The 26,026-nt window shown below is 42.4% G+C and carries 24 protein-coding genes, 1 tRNA gene and 1 riboswitch; of the genes, 9 read left to right on the top strand and 16 right to left on the bottom strand.

The annotated features are described in order from the left end of the window. Positions 1 to 71 precede the first annotated feature (71 nt). Positions 72 to 173: riboswitch (purine riboswitch) on the top strand. Between the two features lie 171 nt (positions 174 to 344). After that, on the top strand, positions 345 to 1,538 hold the full coding sequence (locus N780_RS08315; protein ID WP_036782328.1) for a NupC/NupG family nucleoside CNT transporter: 1,194 nt from the start codon (positions 345 to 347) through the stop codon (positions 1,536 to 1,538). Positions 1,539 to 1,589: 51 nt separating this feature from the next. Here the strand turns inward: N780_RS08315 and N780_RS19485 are convergent, their stop codons facing one another. Continuing rightward, positions 1,590 to 1,757: an aspartyl-phosphate phosphatase Spo0E family protein gene (locus tag N780_RS19485; RefSeq protein ID WP_084599462.1), complete on the bottom strand. Its 168-nt coding sequence runs from the start codon at positions 1,755 to 1,757 to the stop codon at positions 1,590 to 1,592. A 303-nt stretch (positions 1,758 to 2,060) separates the two neighbouring features. Then, a complete protein-coding gene (locus tag N780_RS08310; protein ID WP_052114957.1) occupies positions 2,061 to 2,681 on the bottom strand; it encodes a YdcF family protein in 621 nt (206 codons plus the stop codon). 223 nt (positions 2,682 to 2,904) lie between these two features. On the opposite strand from N780_RS08310, the gene N780_RS08305 reads away from it, so the two are divergent. Next, positions 2,905 to 4,215, top strand: a complete 1,311-nt coding sequence (locus N780_RS08305) for an aspartate aminotransferase family protein (RefSeq protein ID WP_036782327.1) — start codon at positions 2,905 to 2,907, stop codon at positions 4,213 to 4,215. Between the two features lie 523 nt (positions 4,216 to 4,738). On the opposite strand, the gene treR is transcribed toward N780_RS08305, so the two are convergent. The 3 genes from treR to treP form a co-directional block, all read right to left on the bottom strand. After that, positions 4,739 to 5,431, bottom strand: coding sequence for a trehalose operon repressor (gene treR / locus N780_RS08300; protein ID WP_052114971.1), 693 nt, complete (start codon positions 5,429 to 5,431; stop codon positions 4,739 to 4,741). A 32-nt stretch (positions 5,432 to 5,463) separates the two neighbouring features. Beyond that, positions 5,464 to 7,134 (bottom strand): alpha,alpha-phosphotrehalase, encoded by a 1,671-nt coding sequence (gene treC / locus N780_RS08295; RefSeq protein WP_036782323.1) that lies wholly within the window; start codon positions 7,132 to 7,134, stop codon positions 5,464 to 5,466. 83 nt (positions 7,135 to 7,217) lie between these two features. Further along, entirely contained in the window at positions 7,218 to 8,621 is a 1,404-nt protein-coding gene (treP, locus tag N780_RS08290) for a PTS system trehalose-specific EIIBC component (RefSeq protein ID WP_036782321.1), read from the bottom strand. A gap of 193 nt (positions 8,622 to 8,814) precedes the next feature. Here treP and N780_RS08285 point away from each other — a divergent pair, with 193 nt between their 5' ends. The 3 genes from N780_RS08285 to N780_RS08270 all read left to right on the top strand — a co-directional run bounded on the left by N780_RS08285 (position 8,815) and on the right by N780_RS08270 (position 11,354). After that, positions 8,815 to 9,186 (top strand): thiol-disulfide oxidoreductase DCC family protein, encoded by a 372-nt coding sequence (locus tag N780_RS08285; protein WP_036782319.1) that lies wholly within the window; start codon positions 8,815 to 8,817, stop codon positions 9,184 to 9,186. A gap of 196 nt (positions 9,187 to 9,382) precedes the next feature. Next, positions 9,383 to 10,276 carry a 3-hydroxyacyl-CoA dehydrogenase gene (locus N780_RS08280; RefSeq protein WP_036782317.1) on the top strand — a complete coding sequence of 298 codons (894 nt, stop codon included), beginning with the start codon at positions 9,383 to 9,385 and terminating at the stop codon, positions 10,274 to 10,276. Between the two features lie 640 nt (positions 10,277 to 10,916). Then, positions 10,917 to 11,354, top strand: coding sequence for a hypothetical protein (locus N780_RS08270; RefSeq protein ID WP_036782313.1), 438 nt, complete (start codon positions 10,917 to 10,919; stop codon positions 11,352 to 11,354). A 66-nt stretch (positions 11,355 to 11,420) separates the two neighbouring features. Here N780_RS08270 and N780_RS08265 read toward each other — a convergent pair whose 3' ends face one another. Next, on the bottom strand, positions 11,421 to 12,155 hold the full coding sequence (locus N780_RS08265; protein WP_036782311.1) for an alpha/beta hydrolase: 735 nt from the start codon (positions 12,153 to 12,155) through the stop codon (positions 11,421 to 11,423). Between the two features lie 125 nt (positions 12,156 to 12,280). Between N780_RS08265 and N780_RS08260 the strand changes: the two genes are divergently transcribed. The 3 genes from N780_RS08260 to N780_RS08250 all read left to right on the top strand — a co-directional run bounded on the left by N780_RS08260 (position 12,281) and on the right by N780_RS08250 (position 15,311). Further along, positions 12,281 to 12,937 (top strand): CPBP family intramembrane glutamic endopeptidase, encoded by a 657-nt coding sequence (locus N780_RS08260; RefSeq protein ID WP_036782309.1) that lies wholly within the window; start codon positions 12,281 to 12,283, stop codon positions 12,935 to 12,937. A gap of 111 nt (positions 12,938 to 13,048) precedes the next feature. Next, a complete protein-coding gene (locus N780_RS08255; RefSeq protein WP_036782308.1) occupies positions 13,049 to 14,059 on the top strand; it encodes an oxidoreductase in 1,011 nt (336 codons plus the stop codon). Positions 14,060 to 14,189: 130 nt separating this feature from the next. Then, entirely contained in the window at positions 14,190 to 15,311 is a 1,122-nt protein-coding gene (locus tag N780_RS08250; RefSeq protein WP_036782307.1) for an NADH-dependent flavin oxidoreductase, read from the top strand. A gap of 252 nt (positions 15,312 to 15,563) precedes the next feature. On the opposite strand, the gene eno is transcribed toward N780_RS08250, so the two are convergent. From eno to N780_RS08200, 10 genes are all read right to left on the bottom strand, one after another. Next, positions 15,564 to 16,850 (bottom strand): phosphopyruvate hydratase, encoded by a 1,287-nt coding sequence (eno, locus tag N780_RS08245; protein ID WP_036782306.1) that lies wholly within the window; start codon positions 16,848 to 16,850, stop codon positions 15,564 to 15,566. Between the two features lie 17 nt (positions 16,851 to 16,867). Then, positions 16,868 to 18,415 (bottom strand): 2,3-bisphosphoglycerate-independent phosphoglycerate mutase, encoded by a 1,548-nt coding sequence (gene gpmI / locus N780_RS08240; RefSeq protein ID WP_036782304.1) that lies wholly within the window; start codon positions 18,413 to 18,415, stop codon positions 16,868 to 16,870. After that, positions 18,408 to 19,169, bottom strand: a complete 762-nt coding sequence (gene tpiA / locus N780_RS08235; protein ID WP_036782302.1) for a triose-phosphate isomerase — start codon at positions 19,167 to 19,169, stop codon at positions 18,408 to 18,410. Before tpiA ends, gpmI begins: the two co-directional genes overlap by 8 nt. Positions 19,170 to 19,185: 16 nt before the next feature. Then, entirely contained in the window at positions 19,186 to 20,370 is a 1,185-nt protein-coding gene (locus N780_RS08230; RefSeq protein WP_036782782.1) for a phosphoglycerate kinase, read from the bottom strand. Between the two features lie 280 nt (positions 20,371 to 20,650). Then, the gene (gap, locus tag N780_RS08225; protein WP_036782300.1) at positions 20,651 to 21,658 is read right to left on the bottom strand and encodes a type I glyceraldehyde-3-phosphate dehydrogenase; all 1,008 of its coding nucleotides are present in this window, start codon (positions 21,656 to 21,658) and stop codon (positions 20,651 to 20,653) included. A gap of 41 nt (positions 21,659 to 21,699) precedes the next feature. Continuing rightward, positions 21,700 to 22,728, bottom strand: a complete 1,029-nt coding sequence (locus tag N780_RS08220) for a sugar-binding transcriptional regulator (protein ID WP_036782299.1) — start codon at positions 22,726 to 22,728, stop codon at positions 21,700 to 21,702. A 149-nt stretch (positions 22,729 to 22,877) separates the two neighbouring features. After that, a complete protein-coding gene (locus tag N780_RS08215) occupies positions 22,878 to 23,126 on the bottom strand; it encodes a glutaredoxin family protein (protein WP_036782297.1) in 249 nt (82 codons plus the stop codon). Positions 23,127 to 23,132: 6 nt separating this feature from the next. Then, on the bottom strand, positions 23,133 to 24,407 hold the full coding sequence (gene rpoN / locus N780_RS08210) for an RNA polymerase factor sigma-54 (RefSeq protein ID WP_036782294.1): 1,275 nt from the start codon (positions 24,405 to 24,407) through the stop codon (positions 23,133 to 23,135). Between the two features lie 154 nt (positions 24,408 to 24,561). Further along, entirely contained in the window at positions 24,562 to 24,708 is a 147-nt protein-coding gene (locus N780_RS19755) for a hypothetical protein (RefSeq protein ID WP_156969112.1), read from the bottom strand. 641 nt (positions 24,709 to 25,349) lie between these two features. Further along, positions 25,350 to 25,425: transfer RNA gene (locus N780_RS08200), tRNA-Arg, on the bottom strand. 119 nt (positions 25,426 to 25,544) lie between these two features. Between N780_RS08200 and N780_RS08195 the strand changes: the two genes are divergently transcribed. Next, positions 25,545 to 25,955: a hypothetical protein gene (locus N780_RS08195; RefSeq protein WP_156969111.1), complete on the top strand. Its 411-nt coding sequence runs from the start codon at positions 25,545 to 25,547 to the stop codon at positions 25,953 to 25,955. Positions 25,956 to 26,026: the final 71 nt, after the last annotated feature.

Below are 26,026 nucleotides of genomic sequence, written 5' to 3'. Positions count from 1 at the left end.
ATTTATTCTCCATCTTCAGACATCTCGAAAATCTATTGTCACCAACTTAGGAGTTTGCTATATTACTCGTATTCAACTTCATACAAACACCTTATATATCTATGGAAATAGGGTCCATAAGTCTCTACCTGGCAACCGTAAATTGCCGGACTATAAGGAAAGTCTGCATATAATAGCCGAATGATCTTCATTTGGTTACGTCTACGTACATGCATCCACTTTCTTTGTAGGACAAAGACCGTGGGTGCTTTTTTTATACCCCTCAAGAGGTCTGACGTCATACATCCAAATACGTATAAGGTTTTGAATGAATGGACATCACTGATTTTACAGGAGGATTAAGAATGGACATTTTATTCGGAATAGGTTCGTTAGCAGGAATTATCTTTTTATCTTGGTTGTTAAGCAGCCATAAAACGCTTGTCAAATGGCGTACCGTTGCAGTCGGCCTCGTGCTCGAAGGATTATTTGTGTATTTTATGCTGAAAGTTCCCTTTGGACAAAAAATGCTAGATGTCGCAGCTAAAGGCGTCCAGCATGTAATCGATTTTAGTAGCGAGGGAATTAACTTCGTCTTTGGTGGATTGTTTGGAGAAGGTACAAATATTCAATTTGTGTTTGCGATTAATGTACTAGCTGTCATTATATTTATATCGTCTCTAATCGCTGCACTTTATTATTTACGTATTATCCCATTTATTGTCCGTGGCATCGGATTTATTGTTGGTAAAATATTAGGAACTAGCAAAGTAGAATCCTTTAGTGCTGTAGGAAATACAATGCTTGGGGTTGTAGAAGCTCCCCTTCTTGTTAAACCCTATTTAAGTAAAATGACGCGCTCTGAGACGTTTGCCATTATGGTTGGTGGAACGGCATCGGCCAGTGGGGCAATATTTGTGGCCTATGCAGGGATGGGGATTGATGTGAAATACCTGCTCATATCAATCTTCAGCGTGCCATTTGTATCTCTTACCATTGCTAAAATTTTAGAACCTGAGAGCGAGACGTCTCAGTTAAATGAAGAGATCATCATGGAAAAACCTGAACAAGTAAATGTGTTAGAAGCCATTTCTGATGGAGCCGTGAGCGGCGTGAAGCTCGCCTTAAATATTGGAGGGCTTTTGATTGCATTCATAAGCATCTTGGCATTAGTGAACGGAATACTAGGGATTGTTGACCTTGATCTAGCAACCATCTTTGGCTACGCTCTCTATCCTTTTGCCTTATTAATCGGAATTCCAGTAAGTGATGCTTTCCAGGCTGCTTCCATTATCGGAACCAAGATTGCAGCCAACGAATTAATCGCCTTTAACATGATGCTTGATGGACAAGAGAACATAAAGCCAGAAACGATGGCCATTCTAACGGTAGCTCTATGTAACTTTGCTAACCTGTCTTCAATTGGCCAGTTAATTGTTGGACTTGGGTCTATAGCGCCTTCTAAGAAGAGTCAGGTAGCACAGCTTGGTGTAAAGGCCATTATCGGCGGAACACTAGCGAGCTTTATTACAGCTGTCTTTGTAGGGATGTTCATATAATGAAAAGAAAGCACATGCATTCGTATGCATGTGCTTTCTCAATTTGAGCCCCTATTCGTTTATGGCGTTCCACTTATTAATTAACTGATCTAATTCTTGGCTTAATCGCAGCGTGTATTCGTCATTAAACCCACGTTGTATGGCGCTATCAACCATTTCCTTACGCTTCTTTTCAATTTCCATCCCAATTAACTCAGGGGTTGATAAAATTGCATTCAAGTTGTCCACTCCTAATGAAGGATTGATTAGCTTGTCTACTCTAGGATGTTTAAACTGAATTGCGTGAAAATTCACACTAAAGATTCGTTTTATATACTTATTTAAACTATATTTTAATGCCACTCTCACAAAAAGTAAATAGTCTGATGTCTAATAATGACAAGTGAATGTACATTCACCTCTAAAGCCCTATAACCTCGCACACATTAACGTACGAAAGCGTGCCAGACACCCTTCACTGCAATACAACACTAAAGGGTGTCTGGCACGCTGTAGGTCTTTACACTGCTAAAGCAGGATTGTTTATCGGTTTACTGGGACCCAGTCATCTGGCTTCCAGTTGTCAGGGATAACGATACTGCCTTTATAGAGAAAATAGAAACCCCATTCCCTTAAAAAGAAAGGAACCCTTGTTTCTAAAGATTGATAGGCCGAAGTTTTAGTCGGTGATGCTTCGACATCAAGGTTTATTTGGTTAGCAATCGCCATGGATCGCTTCATATGAAGAGGGTCACTGACTAGGGTGTAATCTTCAAATCCTTGCTCTTGTCCGATAAGCTTAGCATTGATGATATTCCCTTCTGTAATCTTCGAGGTCATATCCACAAATGTGTTCTGCTTAGGAATGCCCATATCTACCGCATAGTCACGAGCTACTTCTGATTCAGCAAAAGGAGCACCATCTCCTTTTCCCCCTGTAAAGATAATATGGTCTACATCTCCCTTTTCATATAGCTTAACTGCATGATTCACACGCTCTCTTAGAACTGGTGATGGCTTATCATGATAAGCTGCTGCCCCAAGTACAATAGCCGCATCTGTGGATTCAAGTCGTTCTTCACCCTCAAATGTCCAAATTGAGTAACCTATGTAGGCAACGTAAAGAAAGCCGATCCAGAATAGTAACATAAATAATCTTTTCAATGTTCGTTCCCCTTCTCACTAGCATTCTAGCACCTTTTTAAGGGTATAACAGGTCTCTTCTATTCTGCAACCGTCCGAAAGTCATGAAGAGGAACTATGATTTAAGATGCAAAAGTCTACTAAAAAAAATATGGGAAATTCATTTATGCATATTGTATATAAATTAATTTTAATGTATATTTATTAATACAATCAATCGAACGTAGTTACGGAGGGAACAAAAATGACATGGACGCATTTACTCGAATCAATACACGACCGCTTAGCTCCAACAATGGCTAAAGACTTCCCAAATCTTCCTGTTGAAAAAGAGGAAGGATGCTATTATTACGGCACTGATGGAAAAGAATATCTCGATTTCTCTTCCGGCATAGCTGTGACAAATGTAGGGCATCGGCACCCTAAAGTCGTTCAAGCGATTAAAGATGGAGCAGATCATCTAACTCACGGGCCATCAGGCGTTATTATGTATGAACCACTTCTTACATTAGCGGATCAATTAGCTGCAATCATGCCCGGAAATCTGGACTGCTTTTTCTTCTCTAATAGCGGGACGGAAGCTGTAGAAGGAGCATTAAAGTTAGCAAAATATACAACTGAACGCCCGTACGTCGTTTCCTTTACAGGAGGTTTTCATGGCAGAACAATGGGGTCACTAGGAGTATCCACCTCTAAAAGTAAATATCGTAAATTCATGCAACCAAATGGGTTAACCTACCAAATACCGTACGCTAATCCAAAGGCATGTCCTGACGGCGAGGATGTTGGTGAATTTTGCGTGAAACAACTAGAAAGAGATTTCCAAACCCTGTTTGAGCACCAGGTAACACCTGAGGAAGTAGCTTGCATAATCCTAGAGCCTGTTTTAGGAGAGGGAGGCTACATTGTCCCTCCAAAAGCATGGCTAGAAAAAATTCGCGAAGTGTGTGACCAACACGGCATTTTGCTTATTTTCGATGAGGTTCAGACTGGATTCGGAAGAACGGGCGAATGGTTTGCCGCCGATACATTTGGTGTTACACCAGATATTATGGCTGTAGCCAAAGCGATGGCTTCAGGACTCCCATTAAGTGCCACAGTCGCCTCTAAAGAACTAATGAAAAAATGGCCCGTTGGTTCCCACGCCACGACCTACGGAGGAAATCCGATTGCCTGTAACGCTGCACTTGCTGTTATAGATGTAATACAAGAAGAGCAGTTGCTAGACAATACGAAAGAAGTCGGGGCCTATGCATACGAAAAACTTCAGACACTAGCCACGAAACACGACGTAATTGGAGACGTTCGAGGGGTCGGTCTGATGCTTGGTCTCGAAATTGTGAATCCTGTGACAGGAGAAGGAGACAGCGAAGGGCTGATGACCATCTTACAATCTGCCTTAGAAAAAGGAGCACTCTTCTACTTCTGCGGCAACAAAACTGAAGTCATCCGAGTAATTCCACCTCTTACTATGACAAAAGCTCAAATTGACGAAGGAATGGCTATATTAGAAGAAGCCCTAACTGAATACGAAGCATCCATCAGCGTATTCTGATCATCTATTACCACATTTCCGTTGTCGACCAACCGGCACTATATGACCACACCCCTGTAGGCCGGAAGCATCGACAAAACTCATAGAAAAACACCGTTCAGCCTCCTTTGCTGAACGGTGTTTTTCTAGTATATAGTAGAGGAATCTTAAATACTCGCAGCTGAGACACCAAAGTTAGAATGGGACCGTTATTCTCGTGAGTGCTGGGGGTGTCTGGGGAACGACACCCTTGCCATGTGAAGTACGAACAGCCCCGCTGCTTGGGCGTTGCGGATGCCTATCTGAATCTACAAGTGGCTTGTTTCCGTCTCCCCCTATTTGGTAGAGTCGGGCCTGGAAACTGCGAGACTCCCGCGGGCAGAAGAGCCTAGTCTAGCTCCAGCGTTGAGGAGGCTCACCAGCTCCCCACAGGAAAGCGAGTGGTTTCCAGGCCCGCCTTACACTCAACTAATGCTAACGGAAACACTCTCATTAAACAAAAAACGAGTGTAACATCCGGCGGATGTCACACTCGCTCTACTCGTTAACGACGGGCAAAGTCTACAAATCGAAACTTGTCTGGTCTGTGCCTTGATTCAGTGTACTGAAAAAGCGTTGCATCATCCAGATAAACGTAGTTTTTAATCACCACTACGTTCGCAAACCCTTCAAGGTCTAATAGCTTGCGATCTTCAGCAGTCGGTTCTTCTACCGTAATTTCTTTCTTCGCAAAGCTAATCGTTAAACCAATCTCTCCTTCAAGATATGCATAAATAGAGTCTTCACAAATCTCTCGGCTTAAGCGAGGAACGCTACCATAATAAAGGTAATCTTTATCTAAAATGATCCTCTCTCCGCTAAATTCTCGCGAACGACTTACATACCAAACTAGGGATTCTTCCTCTAGCTGCATCGCTTCTTGAATATAGGAGGAAGGATGAATGAGGGAAAGTTCATTCACATGAGTTTTGGTCGCTTCGCCCATAGCTTTAGAAACTTCCTTAAAACTAACAAGACCTGAGACTGGGAAATTGAATTTATCAACATCTAAAACAACTGACCCTTTGCCTCGCACTTTCTGAATAAATCCATTTTGCGATAACAGATTCAACGCCTTCCGGATCGTCTCTCTCGAAGTCTGGAAGGTTTCCGCTAACTCATTTTCAGATGGCAAGGTCTGCCCTTCCTTATACACGTTCATCTTAATCGCATCAACAAGTTCTTCATAAATGCCCATAAATTTATTCTGCTTCACATAGCACCACTCATTTATTTCGTTAAATGATACACTACGGACTCGTAAGGACGCAGCTTAATTGTACGGCTTACGTTCTGTGACTCATCATAGTTAGAAAGAATGCGATCGCTCCTGAATTCTTCAAGGTCAATGGATTCCGGCACGTTAAACGTCGTTTCATCACCATAGAAATTATTCACAACAAGCAATTTCTCACCTTCGCCATGACGAGCATAAGCAAATACGCGATCATCCTCAAAGCTTAAGAGTTCGTAGTCTCCTGATGTAATAATATCATATTGCTTGCGAAGCTCAATTAGCTTCTTATAATGATAAAACACAGAATTCTCATCACTTACAGCTGCTTCTGCATTAATTTCCTTGTAATTCTTTGCTACAGGGATCCACGGGGTGTCCGCTGTGAAACCAGCTTGTTCCTCACCATTCCATTGCATCGGTGTTCTGGAATTATCTCGTGACTTCTGAGCAAGTATGGCAAGAATTTCAGTTTCCGTTTTCCCTTGTTCTTTTAGAATCTCATACATATTCAGGGATTCAACATCGCGGTAGTCCTCAATGGTATCAAATTTCGGGTTGGTCATACCAAACTCTTCACCTTGATAAATATAAGGGGTACCTCGCATCATATGAATCGTTGTGGCAAGCATTTTGGCAGACTCGTTGTGATAGACAGTATCGTTTCCGAAACGAGACACAACGCGAGGCTGATCGTGGTTACACCAGAACAACGCGTTCCAGCCTCCGCCTTCTTGCATACCAACTTGCCATTCAGATAAGACTTTCTTCAATTCTTTAAAGTCGAAATTCGCAACGGTCCACTTTTCCCCATTTGGGTAATCTACTTTTAAGTGATGGAAACTAAAGGTCATATCAAGTTCCTGACGGTCAGGACGAGTGTACTTCACACAATTATCAATAGTAGTAGAAGACATCTCGCCGACAGTCATCATTTCATATTTAGAGAATACCTCTTGATTCATTTCATGCATAAATTCATGAACACGCGGTCCGTCCGTATAGAAGCGACGTCCATCTCCCTTATAATCATTCGGGAAGGCCTGGTCTTTAGAAATGAGGTTAATTACATCTAAACGGAAACCATCGACCCCTTTTTGAAGCCAGAAATGCATCATATCATAGACGCTCTTCCGAACAGCTTCATTTTCCCAGTTCAGGTCTGCTTGTGTTACATCGAAAAGGTGCAGGTAGTATTGCTCTGTATCGGCGTCGTATGCCCATGCGTTCCCACCGAACTTCGATTCCCAGTTTGTTGGGGCTTCACCTTCAACCGGGTCTTTCCAGAAGTAATAGTCGCGGTAAGGATTATCTTTAGATTGCTTCGATTGCTGGAACCATTCATGTTCGGTTGACGTGTGATTCACAACGATATCCATAATGATTTTAATACCACGATCGTGAGCTTCTTGTAAAAGACGCTCAAAATCTTGCATCGTTCCGTATTCTTCATGAATATTGAAATAATCGCTAATGTCATAACCGTTATCCTTTTGCGGAGAAGAATAAATAGGAGTTAGCCATATGACATCGACACCTAGGTTTTTCAAGTAGTCCAATTTTTCAATTATACCTTGAATGTCTCCTGTCCCGTTTCCTGTCGTGTCGTTAAAGCTTTTCGGATAAATTTGATAGACAACTGATTGTTTCCACCATGGCTGTGTCATGTGAGCACCTTCCTTATCTTTGATGTGATATCACTAGAAAGACCAATAGCAACCGGGTGTGGTCGGCTGCTAACTGGTTAGTGTTATATTTTTTTTCGTTTTGCCAGTAAATACGTTACTACAAATGGTACGACGATGACAATCGCCATTCCAATAATGAATGAAATCCAGTCCTGGTTTTGGATCGATACAATCCCTGGAACGCCACCAACTCCGATTGAGTTCGCTCGTACACTTTGGATGGTAATATACATACCTGCAATTGCAGAGGATACAAGTGCTGCAATAAACGGGAATTTGTAACGAAGGTTAACCCCAAACAAGGCAGGCTCAGTGATTCCTAACCAAGCTGATACACCTGATGATACGGATAGTCCTTTTAAGTTCTCATTCTTCGAAGCTAACCATACACCAAATGCCGCGGAACCTTGTGAAATGTTAGATAATGCAAGAATTGGCCATAAGAACGTAGACCCTGTGCTACCAATTAATTGAACGTCTACAGCAAGGAACGTGTGGTGCATTCCAGTTACAACGAGTAATGGGTAAAGCGCACCGTAAAGAAGTCCACCAACAGCCGCAAACTGATCAAACGTCCAAACTAATCCGTCTGTAATCGTGTTACCTAGTGCAAACATCAGCGGTCCAATTGCGATAAATGTTAGGAACCCTGTTACAAGTAGGGCAACCGGGCCAACAATAAGCAACTGAATAGAATCTGGAATACGGTTACGTAAGAATACATCGATTTTTGCTAATACATAAGAAGCTAATAGTACCGGAAGGACCTGACCTTGATAACCGATCTTCTCAACTTCCAGACCTAACAGGTTCCAAGTTGGAACTCTTCCTTCTTTAACAGCATTTCCGTAGTCCCAAGCATTTAAAAGCTCTGGGTGAACAAGCATTAAACCAAGTACGATACCAAGTAGCGGATTCCCGCCAAATTTCTTAACTGCTGACCAACCAATCAAACCTGGCAAGAAGACAAAGGCGGTATTTGCAATTAAGTTAATGATACTCGCAAGGTCCGCCCACTGTGTGTGAACTTCAATAAGAGACTGATCATCATAGAAAATTCCCGATTGTGCAAGAATGTTGTGAATACCCATCAGAAGACCAGCTGTTACAATCGCTGGCAAGATTGGAATGAAGATATCTGCTAGCGTTTTAATCGCTTTTTGAAGCGGATTCATTTTTTCAGAAGAAGCTTGTTTTACATCATCTTTACTGGATTCGCCTACGCCTAATCCAACCATTTCTTTATAAACCTTATCCACAGTCCCTTGTCCAATGACAACTTGGAACTGTCCATTCGTTGAGAACGAACCCTTAACCGCTTCCAATTTTTCTAATTCTTCTTGATTGACTTTGCTTTCGTCATACAAAGACAAACGTAAACGAGTCACACAGTGTGTAGCTGCTTGTATATTCTCTTGGCCACCTACGTGCTCGATAATCTGTTGAGCTTGCTTTTTTAAGTTCATAGTGATCCCCTCTCCCACTATAATTTGTTCATCTATAAAAACGCTTTCTTAATAACTTGTATATACATGATAGCGCATCCAAGCAGATTTGTATATACATCTGCTTATTTTCAGAATTTTTTTATTTTAGAAACAAATACGTAAGTTTACGTTTAAGAGAACGGGTGTAAAGTATTAAAAAGGAGATGATTGCATGAAACATTTAGTGTTTTACGATGCGCAATGTCCATTTTGTTATCATGTGAAGCTTGTGCTAAGAAAATTAGACTGGTTCAAAAAAGTGGATTGGATATCGGTTCAGGAGGTTGACCAAAACCCAGATCAGTATCCGTACTTACAATATCGGGATATTTATGATGAAATCCATATGCTGACCTCTTCAGGTAGTTTAAAAGAAGGCTATTACGCCATTCGCCGTTTACTTGCTGCTCTACCCTTAACTGTTCCAATTAGCCTGCTTCTTTATATTCCATTCGCAGACCGTCTCGGCTCTCCACTCTATAAATGGTTTTCACGCCACCGCTACCAGTGGTTCGGTCAATATGACGAACCCCGTTATGCTTAAATTGGTTTGCTTTTATGTAACTTAGTAGAATGGAGGGCGAGGAAGATCAAAATGGTCCTCTCCCTCCAACATTTTCAGTACTTTTTATACCAATTTTTTCTATGCAAACAGAGGATCGCCCCGTTTTTTATCGAATATGTAAAAAGAATCCATAAAAATGGTTCACATGACTTGATGAATAAGGAGGAATAAAAAGATGGATTATAAACATATTACGATAGCGGGCGGTGGCGTGTTAGGAAGCCAAATTGCTTTTCAGTCCGCTTTTTTCGGGTTTGAGGTTACGGTATACGATATTACTGAAGAAGCATTAGAGGAAGCAGATAAGCGGTTTAAAACGTACAAAGGAATTTATCAAAAGGATATGAAAGCTACTAATGAACAAGTAGACAATACATATAAACGAATAAGCATGTCAACAGACCTTGCTGAAGCAGTGAAGAATGCTGATTTAGTTGTGGAGGCGATCCCTGAAGTAGTCTCGATTAAAGAAGAATTTTACACCAAGTTGGGTCAGGTAGCACCTGAGAAAACGGTATTCGCATCGAATTCTTCAACTTTTTTACCTAGTCAATTCGCGCAATTTACAGGTCGTCCTGAGAAATTCTTAGCGCTTCACTTTGCTAATGAAATTTGGAAAAATAACATCGGAGAAGTAATGAAGCATGAAGGCACAGAAGAAAAGCATTTCAACGATCTACTAGAGTTCGCTGGCGCAATCGGTATGGTACCCATTCCGATCTATAAAGAACAACCAGGATACATCCTGAATTCCCTATTAGTCCCTTTACTATCTGCCGCACAGAGCTTACTCATCAAAGGAGTATCAGACCCTGAAACCATTGATAAAACATGGGTCATTTCAACAGGAGCCCCAGTAGGCCCATTTGCTTTCTTAGACATCATCGGACTTCATACACCGTATAATCTTCAGAAAGCAAAAGGTGATGCTGGGGATGAAGAAGCAGCTAAAATTGCAGAGTATTTAAAGACAGAGTTCATTGATAAAGGGCACACGGGTAAGCTTGCAGGAAAAGGGTTTTATGAATATCCCAACCCTCGTTATCTAGAGAAAGATTTCTTAAAGTAAGAGGAAAAACAAGAGAGAAGTGAGAAATCAAGCGAAGATTACTTTAGCAGGAAGAGACCGTTACCTTTGATGAGTGCTTGGGATTGCTCGGGGACAACTCGCTTTCCTGCGGGGAGCTGGGAAGCCTCCTCGATCGCTACGCTCTCTGTGGGGTCTTCCCTAGGCTCCTTACCCCGCGGGAGTCTCGCAGTCCCCGAGCAATCCCTTGCATAAAGGAGCTGAACGGTCACGAAGATGGTATCTTGAGAACTCTTTTCTTCCTAGGTGGTATGTTTTCGTTCTACCTATATGGAAAAGGAGGGCCTGGAAACTGCGAGACTCCCGTGGGCAGAAGAGCCTAGGTGAGACCCCGGAGGACGGCTTGCCGTCTGAGGAGGCTCACCAGCTCCCCACAGGAAAGCGAGTTGTTTCCAGGCCCTCCTTACACTCAATTTAAGCAAACGGAAACATTCTCTCAACTTGGAGTTTCCGTAATCCTGACCTATTCTTGAATTATTGACAACATCAACCTTTATAAAAGCCTAGGCATAAGAAAAAGAGAGAAGAATAAAGGATGAATGACGACAACCCCCGGTGGCACAATACTTTTATAGAATGTTATAATGACACGTATAACAATAAAAGAATACCTGGAGGCTTTATGCTTACATTTGAAGAAAAACTAGAGATTATAGAATCTTTTCCCGAATTAACGCGAAACGACGTATCCCTTGGACGCGTGAATTTCCACTATGAAGAAAGCGTAATGGACAAGAAAAACGTTGTCTATCACCTGCATCCTAATGGAAATGGCTTTGTATTCGGTTATTATATTGATGGTGTCGAGACAGATGACCGCGGAATGGTGAACATTCGTGACTTCTCGAGAGAAGACATCAAGGCAATTGTTCGCGATGCTATTGACTCTCTATCCCAGCCTGATCAAGAAACGTGGGTAAACGAAGAAGGCCATACATTAGCGCTTGTCTTCGATTTTGACCTATGGAATATCTATGCTGGCGATATGCTCGACGGTACGTTCCCAACCTATGCAGCAGCAACAGACTACCTTGAACAAGAAGGCTTTAAGCGTCAATAGAACCTTTACCAAAAACAAACGGTGCGTGCTTCTCTTTATCTAGAAAAGAGAAGCACGCACCGTTTTTTATTTAGAAATCCATTCAGTAATAAGTTCAGTTGTTTTATCAAGTTGTTGTTCCTCTGTAATTGTTGCCTTCCGATCCCCTTCTTGAAATCCATAGCTTCCAAACTGTCCGTGGTTCGCTCCATCTAGCTCTATATATTGTTGATCTTCGGGAGCATAAGCTTTCCCCTCTTCATACTTCTTACGGTTAATTACTCCGTCTTTCCCACCTGTTATGGATAAGAATGACAAACTCATTTCACTAAGGTCCCCCACTTCATCTGGGTAAGCAGCTAATAAGAAAACGCCATCTAAAACCTCTCCATTCTTGGCAGCATATCTAGCTGCCATAGCACCGCCTAGCGAATGTCCTCCAATAACATAGGAGCGATTAGCATCTTGTTGAATCACTCCATTCGCCTTATCTTGTGCCAGTACGGCCAGGTTCAGGGGCATTTTAAGAATATAGGTTGGATACCCCTCTTCGGCTAGTTGATGAGCAAGAGGTGCATAGCTCTTTGGCTCGACTAAACCTCCTGGATAGAAGAGGATGGTTGTGTCTTTTGTTTGTGCTGGTATAAAAGATATCCATTCACTTTTATCCTTCATCTCAATTCCTTCATCTGTAGTCAGTGCTTGAAGAGCCCTCTCGCTCGGTTCATACGGTTGTAAGTAAACGTAGCCTGTTATTCCAATTGCCACCAATAACACCCCGACAACCAGAAGAACCTTTTGCCACCATTTCCACTTTCTCATCCCTTCACCTACTCTGTGATGTTTTATATCTAGCTTATCACACCACTTACTAACCGTTGTTAATCGAGACATTATAGATTAAAATAACATTAAAAGTGTAAAATGTTACTTTGAGGGGTGATGTAATGAATCAAGCTAAGATTATTGTGGGATCCACGTTCCTTGTCTCCCTATTTCTATATGGGGTAGAACAAGGGATAGGTGTTCCTTACATTGTTAAAACAGCATGTAAGCTCGTTTTATTTATCGGACTTCCTTTACTCTTTTATCGGTATTCCTCTCCTCCTCATCTAACAGGAAGAAAAGAACCTTGGAAATATCCATTAGTATGTGCAACTGTATCTTTTTTCGCAATCCTTATTGCTTACTGGCTTACAAATGATAGGATTAACTTCACTGAAATTAGATCTTATATCGAAATGGATCTTGGTATAACACCTGTCACCTTTTATGCTGTGGGAGTTTACATTATAGTCGGAAATTCTTGGGTAGAAGAATGGTTCTTCAGAGGATTTATCTTTCAAAACCTTTTATCTCGCGGAAAGAAACGCCTTGGTTATATGTATTCTTCTAGTCTTTTTGCTTTGTACCATCTTGCTAGTATCCAAGGATGGTTCTCGATTCCTCTAACGATCCTCATCTTGTTTGGGTTACTCACTATCGGTCTGGTCTTCTGCTTCTTAACAGAGCGAACGGGCACGTACAAAGGTTCATGGCTAGTCCATATAATTGCTGATATAGCTATTATTATGGTCGCTTTACATGCCTTTGGTTGGTATTAGTACACGTAAACGATAAACACCATATACCAAAACCTTATGAATGCCTTTCCACATTGTCACTTTTATGTGCTAGAGTGTATAGGAAATCTAAATAAATTGGAGTCGATTACTATGAAACCTATAAAAGCCGGATTAATTGGATATGGTTTATCAGGGCAAGTTTTTCACGCCCCTTTCCTTCAATCTATGCCGGAATTTGAACTTACAACCGTGTCTACCTCTAAACAGGAAAAAGCAGAACAAGACCTTGGGCATGCCCACATTACACCTACGCCTGATGCTCTAATACAAAATAACGATATTGAGCTTATTATCATTACGGCTCCAAATGAGTATCACTTCCCTCTTGCAAAGGCAGCGCTTGAAGCGGGAAAACATGTGGTTATAGAGAAACCTTTCGTCGTTCATAGCGAGGAAGGCAAGGAATTACTACAGATTGCTGAGGCAAATAATCGAGTGCTTAGCCCTTTCCATAATAGACGATGGGATAATGATTTCCTCACTGTGAAGAAATTGATTGAAGGCAATGCTCTCGGAGACGTTACGAGCTACGAAGCTCACTTTGACCGCTATCGTCCACATGTACGCGACAGATGGAGAGAGAAAGATGTACCTGGTGCCGGTATTTTGTATGACTTAGGCGCTCACCTAATTGATCAAGCTCTTCATCTATTTGGTTCACCAAAACAAGTCCAAGGAATGGCTAGAGCTCAACGTGAAGGTGCACAGGTGGATGATTACTTTCACGTGTTATTAGACTATAATCCATTACAAGTTATTCTCCACTCTAGTTCTCTGGTAAGAGCAACAGGACCCAAATTTCAAGTGCATGGTACAAAAGGAAGCTTTATTAAATATGGGACAGATCCTCAAGAAAATCAGCTTAAAGAGGGCATGTTACCGAATCAGTTCGGATGGGGTGTTGATTCTGAAGAGAATTACGGTATATTAACAAATGACGAACACCCAGATGGAATCCGTGTCCCAACAGAAAAAGGAAGCTATGAATCCTACTATGAGCAGTTAGCTGCAGCGATCAGGAGCGGAAATCAGGTACCGGTAAGTGGACAAGAGGGGCTTAACGTTATCCAGGTCATCGAGAATATCTTGCATTCTTCCTAATTCTAGTGTTGTTTCATAACCGATTGGCTGATGCACTTTGAAAGACAATGCTTTTTACTCCGTGATAAACTAATCATGTTCTTAAATTGAAATTCTCAAATAAATAGGAACACATCAAGGAGGCAAAATCATGAGTGATCGTAAATATATATTTGATTCCTACCAGTTACCTTCAGGCGTAACCTTAAAAAATCGAGTACTATTAGCACCGATGACCAACTTTTTATCAAATGATGATGGAAGTGTATCTGATAAAGAACTTGAATATTATAAACGTCGTTCTGGAGGCGTTGGCGCAGTCATTACCGCGTGTGCAAACGTGAACGAATATGGCAAGGGATTTGATGGTGAGATTGGTGCACACCGTGACGATTTAATTCCAAGCCTTCACAAATTAGCCGATGCTATTCACGCAAAAGGCTCTAAAGCGATCCTACAAATTTTTCATGGAGGCCGTATGTGCCCTCCACACCTTATTCCAAATGAAGATGTGGTCAGTGCAAGTGCGGTAGCTGCTCTTCGTCCAAATTCTCCGACACCAAGAGAAATGACAGAAGAAGAAATTCAACAAACCATTGCTGACTTCGGCGCAGCGACACGTCGCGCGATTGAAGCTGGCTTTGACGGCGTAGAAATTCATGGAGCGAATACGTATCTCTTACAACAATTCTTCTCTCCTCACTCTAACCGACGTGACGATCAGTGGGGCGGTTCAGTAGAAGATCGCATGAACTTCCCTCTTGCAGTAGTTGAATCTGTAAAATCAGCCGTCACTGAACATGCTAAAGATCAGTTCGTAGTTGGCTATCGTCTTTCTCCAGAAGAGCGTGAAGAACCTGGAATTACGATGGACGACACGCTACAACTTGTAGATGTCTTGGCTAAACAAAACCTGGATTACCTTCATATTTCTCTATCTAGCTTTAACCAAGGTTCTATGCGCGATGAGAACGATACACGTCCTCGTATCGACTTAATCCAAGAACGAGTTGGCAGCATTGTTCCTGTAATGGGTGTCGGTAGCCTCCATACAGCAGACGATGTAGAAGGAGCCCTTGCAAAAGTTCCAATGATTTCGCTAGGCCGCGAAATGCTCATGGAACCAGATTGGGTTGAAAAGGTTGCTAAAGGTGAAGAAGACCAAATTCGTACAGCGATGAAATTGAATCAACAAGAAGAACTAGCCATACCAGAGCCAATGTGGACTAAAATCTTAAACGTACCAAACTGGTTCCCTAAAGAAGAAGAATAACTTATAAAATACAAAGAGCTGTCCCCACTCAGGAGACAGCTCTTTTCAAATGATATTCACTTTAATACTATATCGTCATAAAGCGTGCCAGACACCCTTCCCCTCTCTACAGCACTGAAGGGTGTCTGGCACGCTCTATTCCTTTACAGTGTTACTGTGTGTCTGACACCCTTTAGTCTTTTATCACTCTATCGTATAAAGCAGAAAAACCCCCTTCATTCGGCCGAATGAAGGGGGTTTGTTTAGAACCTATTATTTGTTTAGGTTGTAGAATGCGTTTTTACCAGCGTATACTGCTGTACCAGCTAGTACGTCTTCGATGCGAAGAAGTTGGTTGTACTTCGCTACGCGGTCTGTACGAGACGGAGCACCTGTCTTGATTTGACCAGCGTTTGTCGCAACAGCGATGTCAGCGATTGTAGAGTCTTCTGTTTCACCAGAACGGTGAGAGATAACTGCTGTGTAACCAGCTTCTTTCGCCATTTCGATTGCTTGGAATGTCTCTGTAAGTGTACCGATTTGGTTCACTTTGATTAGGATTGAGTTTGCAATGCCTTCAGAGATTCCGCGGCTTAGTTTGTTTGTGTTTGTAACGAATAGGTCGTCACCAACAAGTTGAACACGGTCGCCGATACGCTCTGTAAGAAGTTTCGTACCTTCCCAGTCGTTTTCGTCTAGGCCGTCTTCAATTGAGATGATTGGGTACTTGTTAACAAGCTCTTCGTACCAGTCAACCATTTCCTTAGACGTACGAGTTACGCCTTCACCTTTAAGGTTGTACTTGCCATCTTCATAAATTTCAGAAGATGCAACGTCCATTGCAAGTTGAACTTCTTCGCCTGGCTTGTAACCAGCTTCTTCGATTGCTTCGATGATTGTAGATAGTGCTTCTTCGTTAGAACCTAAGTCAGGAGCAAATCCACCTTCATCACCTACACCAGTGTTGTAACCTTTGTTCTTAAGAACTTTCTTAAGAGAGTGGAAGATTTCAGCGCCCATGCGTAGAGCTTCTTTGAATGTTGGAGCGCCAACAGGCATAACCATGAACTCTTGAATGTCCACGTTGTTATCTGCGTGCTCACCACCGTTAAGGATGTTCATCATTGGTGTTGGAAGTTTCTTCGCGTTGAATCCACCAAGGTATTGGTATAAAGGAATACCAAGGTAGTCAGCTGCAGCGCGAGCTACTGCCATTGATACACCAAGAATAGCGTTCGCACCAAGGTTACCTTTGTTTTCAGTACCGTCAAGTTCGATCATTAGTTCATCAATGATTACTTGGCGAGTTGCATCGAAACCAAGAAGTTCTGGAGCGATTTTTTCGTTAACGTTTTGAACAGCTTGAGATACACCTTTACCAAGGTAGCGCTCTTTGTCACCGTCACGTAGTTCTACTGCTTCGTATTCACCAGTAGATGCACCACTTGGAACAAGTGCAGTACCGAAAGCACCAGATTCCGTATATACTTCTACTTCAATTGTTGGGTTACCACGGGAGTCTAAGACTTCGCGTGCGTATACGTCCGTAATATATGGCATGGTTATTTCTCTCCTTTTTATTGATCAGATTTTTTAATTAACGTTTCGCCTGTCATTTCTTTAGGCTGATCGACTTGTAATAAGTCTAATAATGTCGGGGATAAGTCACCTAAGATTCCGCCTTCACGAAGCTCAAGGCCATCTTTAGTTACGATTACAGGTACATCATTTGTTGTGTGAGCTGTCATCGCTTTACCTTCAGAATTCGTAACTTCGTCAGCGTTACCGTGGTCAGCTGTAATGATCGCATGTCCACCTTTTTCAGTGATCTTATCAATGATCTTACCTAAACATTCGTCCACTGTTTCGATCGCTTTAATAGTAGGCTCTAGCATACCACTGTGACCGACCATGTCAGGGTTTGCGAAGTTTAAGATAATTGCATTGTGCTTATCTGCATCAAGCTCTTGCAGAAGAGCATCTGTTACTTCATAAGCACTCATTTCAGGTTGTTCATCATACGTTGCAACTTTAGGAGAATCGATAAGGATTCGCTCTTCCCCGTCGAATTCTTCCTCACGTCCACCGCTCATGAAGAACGTAACGTGTGGATATTTCTCCGTCTCTGCAATGCGAAGCTGCTTCATATTGTTCTGTGCTAATACTTCCCCTACTGTGTTATCCAGGTTAACAGGGTTGTATGCAACGAAACCGTCGACTGTTTCGCTGAACTTCGTAAGCATAACAAAATGAGTGTTCTGCGGTGCTTTGTCACCACGTTCAAATTCACGGAAGTCTTCGTTTGCGAAGGTACGTGAAATTTGGATTGCGCGGTCTGGACGGAAGTTATAGAAAATAATCGCGTCTTCATCTTCAACAGTTGCACGAGGGTTACCCGCATCGTCTGTCATAACAGATGGAAGAACGAATTCGTCATAGATATCATTCGCGTAAGAATCATCTACTAACTCAATTGGATCCTGGTACGTTGGACCTTCACCGTAAACCATTGCGCGGTAGGCTTTCTCCACGCGATCCCAGCGTTTGTCGCGGTCCATGGAATAGTAGCGGCCGGATAGAGTCGCGATCTCACCGACACCTAGTTCATCCATTTTGTTCTGCAGGGCTTCAATATATTGTTTTGCAGATTTCTGACCTACGTCACGACCGTCAAGGAAACCGTGAACATAGACTTTCTCTACACCGCGATTCTTCGCCATTTCAAGTAGCGCATATAAATGCTCAATATGGCTGTGAATACCACCATCGGATAGAAGTCCGAATAGGTGTAGAGCTTTATCATTCTTTTTCGCATGTTCCATTGCCTCGATGAAGCGCTCGTTCTCGAAGAAGTCGCCTTCACGAATGGACATATTTACACGAGTTAGGCTTTGGTAAACAACACGACCTGCACCAATATTTAAGTGACCTACTTCAGAGTTCCCCATTTGACCTTCAGGAAGGCCAACCGCTTCACCTTTAGCTGTAAGCGTTGTATGTGGGTACTGTTCCCAAAGACGATCAAAGTTTGGTGTGTTCGCTTGTTTTACAGCATTACCGTATTCCTCGTCACGCATGCCGTAACCATCTAAGATGATTAGAGCTGCTAGGTTTTGATTACTCATGTTTACCTGCCTCCACTAGAGATAAGAAAGAATCAGGTTGTAAGCTTGCGCCACCTACTAGTGCACCATCAATATCAGACTGAGACATAAGCTCGTCAACGTTAGCTGGTTTTACGCTACCGCCGTATTGGATACGAATCGCTTCTGCTGGCTCACTGCCCGCGAATTCGTTAACGACTTTACGGATAGAAGCACACATTGCGTTTGCATCTTCAGCTGTAGCTGTTTTACCAGTGCCGATCGCCCAAATAGGCTCATAAGCAATGATGACATCTTTAACTTGTTCATTTGTAAGGTCTTTAAGAGCAGCTTTTACTTGTGTCTCTACTACAGATTCAGCTTCGCCGTTTTCACGTTGCTCATCTGTTTCACCTACACAAACAATTGGTACTAGGTTGTGTTTGAATGCAGCGTGTGTCTTTTTGTTTACTGTTTCGTCTGTTTCAGCAAACATTTCACGACGCTCAGAGTGACCAAGAACAACGTACGTTACGCCAAGGTCTTTAAGCATTTCAGGACTAACTTCGCCTGTGAATGCTCCACTCTCTTCAAAGTGCATGTTCTGCGCACCAATCTTAAGATCTGTGCCTTCTGCTTGTTGAACAAGCGTTGGAAGATAAGGGAAAGGTGCTACAACAACAGATTCAACTTGATCGTAAGAAGGGACTTGACCTTTTACATCGTCAACGAACTGTGTAGCCTCGCCCATTAGCTTGTTCATTTTCCAGTTACCTGCAATGACTTGTTTACGCATACTGTCACCTCACCTATTATTTATCGTTTAATGCGACTACGCCTGGAAGTTCTTTACCTTCCATAAACTCTAATGATGCACCGCCACCTGTAGAGATGTGGTCCATTTGATCTGCATAACCGAACTTCTCAACAGCAGCAGCAGAGTCACCGCCACCGATTACAGAATAACCTTCTGTTTGTCCAAGAGCTTCTGCAACGCCTTTTGTACCTTTAGCGAATGTTTCAAGCTCGAACACACCCATTGGGCCGTTCCAGATCACTAGCTTAGAGTTCTTCACGATATCAGCGTATAATTCAATCGTTTTTGGACCGATGTCCATTGCTTCCCAATCAGCTGGGATGCTATCGATATTAACCACTTGTGTGTTTGCATCATTAGAGAAGTCATCGCCAACGATTACATCTTGTGGCATATAGAAATTAACGCCTTTTTCTTTAGCTTTCTCCATATATTGCTTCGCAAGATCGATCTTATCTTCTTCAAGAAGAGATTGACCAATTTCGTAGCCTTGTGCTTTCACGAATGTGTAAGCAAGACCACCGCCGATAATTAAATTATCAACTTTGTCAAGTAGATGATCGATCACGCCGATTTTGTCCTTAACTTTTGCACCACCGATAATAGCAGTGAAAGGACGCTCAGGGTCTTTTAACGCATTACCAAGGACACGTAATTCTTTTTCCATTAAGAAGCCAGCTACTGCTGGAAGGTGTTGAGCAATTCCTTCTGTTGAAGCGTGCGCACGGTGAGCTGCACCGAATGCATCATTCACATAAAGGTCTGCTAAATTAGCGAATTCCTTCGCAAGTTCTGCGTCGTTCTTTTCCTCACCCGGATAGAAACGAACATTTTCAAGAAGAAGTACATCGCTGTTTTCCATTTCAGAAATGGCTTTGTCCACTTCACTTCCGTAAGCTTCATCCGTTTTCGTAACGGTTTGACCAAGTAAGTCACTTAGACGTTTCGCTACTGGATCAAGGCGAAGTTCATCAACGGCTTCCCCTTTTGGACGACCAAGGTGGCTTGCTAAGATTACTTTTGCACCTTGTTCAGTTAAATGCTGGATTGTTGGTAACGCTGCACGGATGCGCGTGTCGTCAGTTACTTCACCATCTTGCATAGGTACGTTGAAATCAACGCGGCAGAATACTTTCTGGCCTTTTACTTCTACATCTTGGATGGTTTTTTTCTCATTCACGTTCACGGGATGAGGACCTCCTTTAAAATTTTCCTTGGAATGTGTCTAGCTCCCCTGTATGTACGTTTCCTTATTTTCAAGAAGACAAACGTGTTACAAGGGTTTGATTTAAGATCATAAAAAGAGTCAAATGGTAAAAATGTGGTGGGCTTCCATTCTTTTCATGGTTCTATCAAACAAACATCGCAAAGGAGGAGGTTGCTCTCCTCCTGCTCTTTGCGATGGACACTCATAATTTATACGGTTAACAGGAGTTGTTTTCCTGCTTATTTACGAAATCTTAAAGACCTTTTTTAGCAAGGTATACAGCTAAGTCTACACAACGGTGAGAGTAGCCGCTCTCGTTATCGTACCAAGAAACAACTTTAACCATGTTCTTCTCGATGCTTAGAGTTGAAGCAGCATCAATTGTAGAAGAAGCTGGGTTACCATTGTAGTCGCTAGAAACTAGCTCTTCTTCGCTGTAACCAAGAATACCTTTAAGCTCACCTTCAGCTGCTTCTTTAAGCGCTTGGTTTACTTCTTCTGCTGTAGCGTCTGTGTCTAGCTCAGCAACAAGGTCAACTAGAGATACGTTAGGTGTAGGAACACGCATAGCCATACCAGTTAGTTTACCTTCCATTTCAGGCATTACTTTCGCTACTGCTTGTGCAGCACCTGTAGTTGTTGGGATGATGTTCTCACCAGCAGCACGCGCACGACGGTAGTCCTTGTGTGGAAGGTCAAGGATTTGTTGGTCGTTCGTGTAAGAGTGAATTGTAGTCATCATACCGCGCTTAAGACCGAATTTGTCGTTAAGAACTTTAGCGTATGGTGCTAAGCAGTTTGTAGTACAAGATGCGTTAGAGATTACGTGGTGGCTAGCTGGGTCGTAAGAATCTTCGTTAACACCCATAACTACTGTAAGGTCTTCGCCTTTAGCAGGTGCAGAGATGATAACTTTTTTCGCGCCAGCATCGATGTGTTTTTTAGCATCGTCACGCTGAGTGAAGCGACCAGTAGATTCGATTACGATATCTACACCAAGATCTCCCCAACCAAGGTTAGCAGGGTCACGTTCAGAAAGAACTGTGATCTCTTTACCACCGATTACAAGGTTAGATCCGTTAACTGTTACTTTTTCATCAAGCTGACCGTGTACAGAGTCATACTGAAGAAGGTGAGCTAGCATGTTAGCGTCCGTTAAGTCGTTAATCGCTACTACTTCTACCTCGTCGTTTTTAAGAGACGCGCGGAATACATTACGTCCGATACGTCCGAAACCGTTAATACCAATTCTGATTGCCATGAAAAATTCCTCCTTAAGGTATATAGGTGTTTATATTCTATCTAAAGGGAAGATCCCTTTATTAGCTCTTTCGCTGCACTCTCATCGGTAATGAGTACATTGGATTGCCCCAGGTTAAAATAGGAAGAAATCGCTTTTGCTTTCGATTTGCCACCTGCGACAGCAATAACACAATTAGTATGTTGTAAATCTTCTAATTGAATTCCTACTGTTCGCACTTTGTGAACAATACTACCTTCTTCATTAAAATAATAACCAAAAGCCTCCCCTACAGCCTTACCCTCTTGAATGGTGTCTATAACTTCTTGTGGAGTTTTTCGTCGTTCTGCCATTGTAGTGGCATCACCAATACCATGGACAACAACACCAGCTCCACGAATAATGGTTAGCACCTCTTTAATAGAAGGTTCTTCAATAATGGTCTGATAGGATTCTTCGCTAAGCGGATCTGGTACATAGAGAAGTCGATACGTTCCATTTGCTTTCTTCGCCATTTCAGCACAAATGGTGTTCGCCTGATTCTCCATCTGTTCACCAAGCCCACCGCGGGCCGGGACAAATAAGCAGTTCCCTGCTTGTTCAAGCGGAGTCATCATCTCAGCCACAGCTGCAATGGTTCCTCCACCGGTTACAGCCACTGTGTCATCACTACGAAGGATTCCCTTCATATAACGGACACAGGCCTTACCCATTTCTTGTTTCACCCATGAGAGTTCATCGCTATCCCCAGGTACGATGACTACGTGATCGAGTTGTAAACGTTGCTTCACTTGTTGCTCCAAATCTTTAAAGCCCCTTAATTCATTCATGAAGGCCTCTAGCTGAACGATTACATTCTTGCCAGTATTCGTCACATGCATCCCTTTAGTCGTCACTTCAATTAATCCTTGTTCATGTAAAAGATCAATTTCTGTTCTAACGGTACGTTCTGCAATGTTTAAATGATCAGCAAGACTTCTTCGTCCAATCGGTTCCATTAGCTGAATCAATGTCAGGGTTTCATACCTTCGTTGCATAATTGATAGCAAATCGGGGAATAGTTTACTCTGTAAGTCAATTAGTGCCCTCATGGAAAAGCTCCTTTGCTGTATGTAAGCTGCAGCGGGAGCTTTTTCGTCCCGCCTTGACGTATTCTGTCCCGCTTGGGCCAAAAAAATACCTCAACGGCTAGCTTACATTTATATTGTATCAGTCCCCATAACCCCTTGCAACAGACTTACTAGCCCTTTTTCTTTTGTAAACGGTTACTTAAAGAAAAAAGATCGATTTTCCCATAATCGACCTCTTCACCGTCTATTTCCACTACTGGGATCATGAGACCATATCGTTCAATTAACTCATCTTCTTCATATATATCCTTTTCCCGGATTACAATATCGTAATCATGATAGAGTGTTTCAATTAATTCTTTAGCCTCATCACATAAAGGACATTCCTTCTTCGTGTACAGAATAATTTCTGTTGCCATATGTGGCTACCCCCTCTTCCTTCGTTTCGTAGATGATGGTATGTAAAGTGCTTCCCGGTATTTTGCCACGGTTCTTCTGGAAATGTAAATACCAAATTGATCATAAAATAATTGGCTTAACTTTTGATCCGAGTAAGGTTTGTCCTTATTTTCAGTATGTATGGTTTCCTTTAACAAGTGTTTAATCGCTTCAGTGGAGGTTTCTTGACCATTCCTCGTCTTCAGCCCTTGTTGAAAGAAATCCTTCAAAGGAATAATTCCTTTAGGTGACTGTACATACTTATGACGTACCGCACGGCTTATGGTTGATACGTGAACTCCAATTGCTTCAGCAACCTCTCTCATTCTGAGGGACTGCTTCTGGTGAGCGCCTCCTTCAAAAAAAGGAACTTGCCTTTTAACAATCTCCTCCATTATGGCTTTCATATTTTGTTTCCGTTGTTCGATTGCCATTTGAAGCCATTTTGCATGTTGGTATTTCTCCTCCAAATACGCTGATGCTTCTTGATGGTGATGAGATAAGGCATACATGTCCTCATCTACGACAATCTTTGGCGCATTCCATGGCGAGAGCTTCACAACCCACTCTCCATTCTTCTTAAACACCTCCGCATCCGGAACAATATAATCCTCTTGTACAGACGAATACTGAATACCTGGCCTGGGGTGACACGTTTGGATTGTTTCAATGGCACGCTGTGCCTCTTCGGCTGTGATGTTGTACTCATCTTGAATGGACTCAATATCTTGTTCAGCAACCCAGTTAATATGGTCATAAACAAGCTGGGTCATATACATGGGATGTTCTTCTCGTTTTAACTGAATCGCTATACACTCTTGTAACGTTCTTGCTCCAACACCAGCAGGATGTAAGGATTGAATAATCGATAACGCCTCTTCCGTTTCCGCTAGCGATGCGGCGCACACTTCACTCCATTCCTCAATCGTTGTCTCCAAATAACCATGATCATTTAATGAATCTACTCCATACTGAACGACATGGCGGAGGGATGAAGGGACCCTACTTTCTATTAGCTGCTCTTGTAAATGGTCACGGAAGGACTTCTCTTTAGATGATTGAACGGTTTGACTCGCCCCAGCTTGCCCTCCCTTTGGAAGAGCCGAAGATACACTAAGCTCTATAAGAGGATTTACTTCTGCTTGATCTTGAAGAAAACGAATCAAATCTTGTCCATTATAGGCCAACATCTCAATCGCTTGGCTTAACCTTTGCGTCATCCTCCACGTTAACCGCTGCTCCTGACTTAATTGATGCTTCAAACAGACCCTCTCCCCAGAAAACGTTTACAAACAATTATACCAAACTTTTTATAATAGAAGGAAGTCACGAAAAGTATCCAACATAAGAAATGACAGCACATAAAAAAAGAGCCTTAAAATGGCTCACCAACCTTAAGACTCTTCATAGTAAAAACTACTTATCTTCTTCCTTTTCATCTGGATCTTCTTCTAAATTATGTTTCGCTTCATCTTCAGCGATCATCTTCTTACGTTTACGATCTAACATATCTTCCTTCTGCTCAGGTGTTAAGTGACGTCCTTGATCAAATCGATTGAACATAATCTTTTCCACCTTCCTGTGTTGCTAGATTAGTTTACAGTAGTCTATTTCCTTTAAAAGGAATAAACTAAACCTCGCAGTGAGCATAGGCTCTGTGGCAAGACGAGCAAGAATCAGACATTACCCTTGAATAATCTAGTGCGAGAGAAGGTTTCCGTTAGCTTTAGATTAGCGTAAGGTGGGCCGGGAAACTACTCGCTTTCCGCGGGCGAGCTGTCGAGCCTCCTCGGGGAAACCACCCTGCGGGGTCTCGTCGACCTCTTTCTCCCGCAGGAGTCTCGCAGTTTCCCGGCCCCCTTTACCAAATACGAAGGAACGGAAACCTGCCATATTTGGAAGAAGATCAAGCTTGCGCGCATTTTTATGTGGTCCGTTCCTCCACTTAATGTCAGGGCTTGCTGGGGAACTGCGAGACTCCCGCGGGAAAAGGAGCCTAGGGGAGACCCCACAGAGAGCGATAGCGAACGAGGAGGCTTCCCAGCTCCCCGCAGGAAAGCGAGTTGTTCCCCAGCAAGCCCAAGCACTTTTTGTCATAACGGACCATCCCAATTTCATCTCAGCTTCAACCCCACATAAGAAGGGCGCATTCGAAAGTTAAGTAAAAACGCCTTACCCAGTAAGGGTAAGGCGTTTTATACGAGCGCGCTCGAGAGGATTCGAACCCCCGACAGACGTAGGACCGGAACCTACCGCTCTATCCTGCTGAGCTACGAGCGCATGCTAGTTATAATAAGGACAACTTCCATTATACGGTTCAAATTATTAAAATTCAAGACCCATTTCACTGAGTATGAGCACTCGTGCTTTTGGAAATGCTAGCTTCGAGGTGATGCTCTGTGTCTGTAGCTATTGGCGTTTGGGTATGCTTAATTTTTTCGTTTATTATAATAGGTGGACTTGGGTTGTTTCGTTATCCAATCCCAAGCTTACAACAAGATTCCTATGAACCTCCTTCTCACTCACCCGGGCTTCGTAAGACCTATTATTCTCTTAGGTGTTATGGCTTTCTTCCGTATACACATGTAAAAGTCGGAAGGGTGAAAATTGACCTCGCTTTGTTAGATGTAAAAGTAGCTATTCTTTTTTACAAACCTGAAGATCTCCTACACCCTGTAAAGAAGCGACGCTTAAAGAAAAGGTCTAAATTTTTAATTCGAAATGGGTGGAACGTGTGGGAGGTAAGGGAGAAGGATTTGTCGAAGAATATTCATCAGGCGATCTGGCAAATTAGAGCACTTAGAAAATAACAATTTCAAAACGTTTAGCTTTCTTGAAATGGGGAAAAATTGATTGTATGTGCAACCGGATCATCATATAT

The sequence above is a fragment of the Pontibacillus chungwhensis BH030062 genome (assembly GCF_000770675.1).
In the GTDB taxonomy this organism is placed as follows: Bacteria; Bacillota; Bacilli; order Bacillales; family BH030062; genus Pontibacillus; species Pontibacillus chungwhensis.
Note: the sequence above shows the minus strand (reverse complement) of the source record. Positions and strands in the feature narration are given on the sequence as shown.

What these genes read in the sequence shown, in the direction of transcription:
- N780_RS08250 (WP_036782307.1), top strand. Translation starts at nt 14,190, where the DNA reads ATGAGTGATCGTAAATATATATTTGATTCCTACCAGTTACCTTCAGGC.
- N780_RS08220 (WP_036782299.1), bottom strand. Translation starts at nt 22,728, where the DNA reads ATGAGGGCACTAATTGACTTACAGAGTAAACTATTCCCCGATTTGCTA.
- N780_RS08285 (WP_036782319.1), top strand. Translation starts at nt 8,815, where the DNA reads ATGAAACATTTAGTGTTTTACGATGCGCAATGTCCATTTTGTTATCAT.
- N780_RS08280 (WP_036782317.1), top strand. Translation starts at nt 9,383, where the DNA reads ATGGATTATAAACATATTACGATAGCGGGCGGTGGCGTGTTAGGAAGC.
- N780_RS08305 (WP_036782327.1), top strand. Translation starts at nt 2,905, where the DNA reads ATGACATGGACGCATTTACTCGAATCAATACACGACCGCTTAGCTCCA.
- gpmI (WP_036782304.1), bottom strand. Translation starts at nt 18,415, where the DNA reads ATGAGTAATCAAAACCTAGCAGCTCTAATCATCTTAGATGGTTACGGC.
- treR (WP_052114971.1), bottom strand. Translation starts at nt 5,431, where the DNA reads ATGGGCATTTATGAAGAACTTGTTGATGCGATTAAGATGAACGTGTAT.
- tpiA (WP_036782302.1), bottom strand. Translation starts at nt 19,169, where the DNA reads ATGCGTAAACAAGTCATTGCAGGTAACTGGAAAATGAACAAGCTAATG.
- gap (WP_036782300.1), bottom strand. Translation starts at nt 21,658, where the DNA reads ATGGCAATCAGAATTGGTATTAACGGTTTCGGACGTATCGGACGTAAT.
- N780_RS08260 (WP_036782309.1), top strand. Translation starts at nt 12,281, where the DNA reads ATGAATCAAGCTAAGATTATTGTGGGATCCACGTTCCTTGTCTCCCTA.
- treC (WP_036782323.1), bottom strand. Translation starts at nt 7,134, where the DNA reads ATGACACAGCCATGGTGGAAACAATCAGTTGTCTATCAAATTTATCCG.
- eno (WP_036782306.1), bottom strand. Translation starts at nt 16,850, where the DNA reads ATGCCATATATTACGGACGTATACGCACGCGAAGTCTTAGACTCCCGT.
- N780_RS08215 (WP_036782297.1), bottom strand. Translation starts at nt 23,126, where the DNA reads ATGGCAACAGAAATTATTCTGTACACGAAGAAGGAATGTCCTTTATGT.
- N780_RS08255 (WP_036782308.1), top strand. Translation starts at nt 13,049, where the DNA reads ATGAAACCTATAAAAGCCGGATTAATTGGATATGGTTTATCAGGGCAA.
- N780_RS08265 (WP_036782311.1), bottom strand. Translation starts at nt 12,155, where the DNA reads ATGAGAAAGTGGAAATGGTGGCAAAAGGTTCTTCTGGTTGTCGGGGTG.
- N780_RS08315 (WP_036782328.1), top strand. Translation starts at nt 345, where the DNA reads ATGGACATTTTATTCGGAATAGGTTCGTTAGCAGGAATTATCTTTTTA.
- treP (WP_036782321.1), bottom strand. Translation starts at nt 8,621, where the DNA reads ATGAACTTAAAAAAGCAAGCTCAACAGATTATCGAGCACGTAGGTGGC.
- N780_RS08270 (WP_036782313.1), top strand. Translation starts at nt 10,917, where the DNA reads ATGCTTACATTTGAAGAAAAACTAGAGATTATAGAATCTTTTCCCGAA.
- N780_RS19755 (WP_156969112.1), bottom strand. Translation starts at nt 24,708, where the DNA reads ATGTTCAATCGATTTGATCAAGGACGTCACTTAACACCTGAGCAGAAG.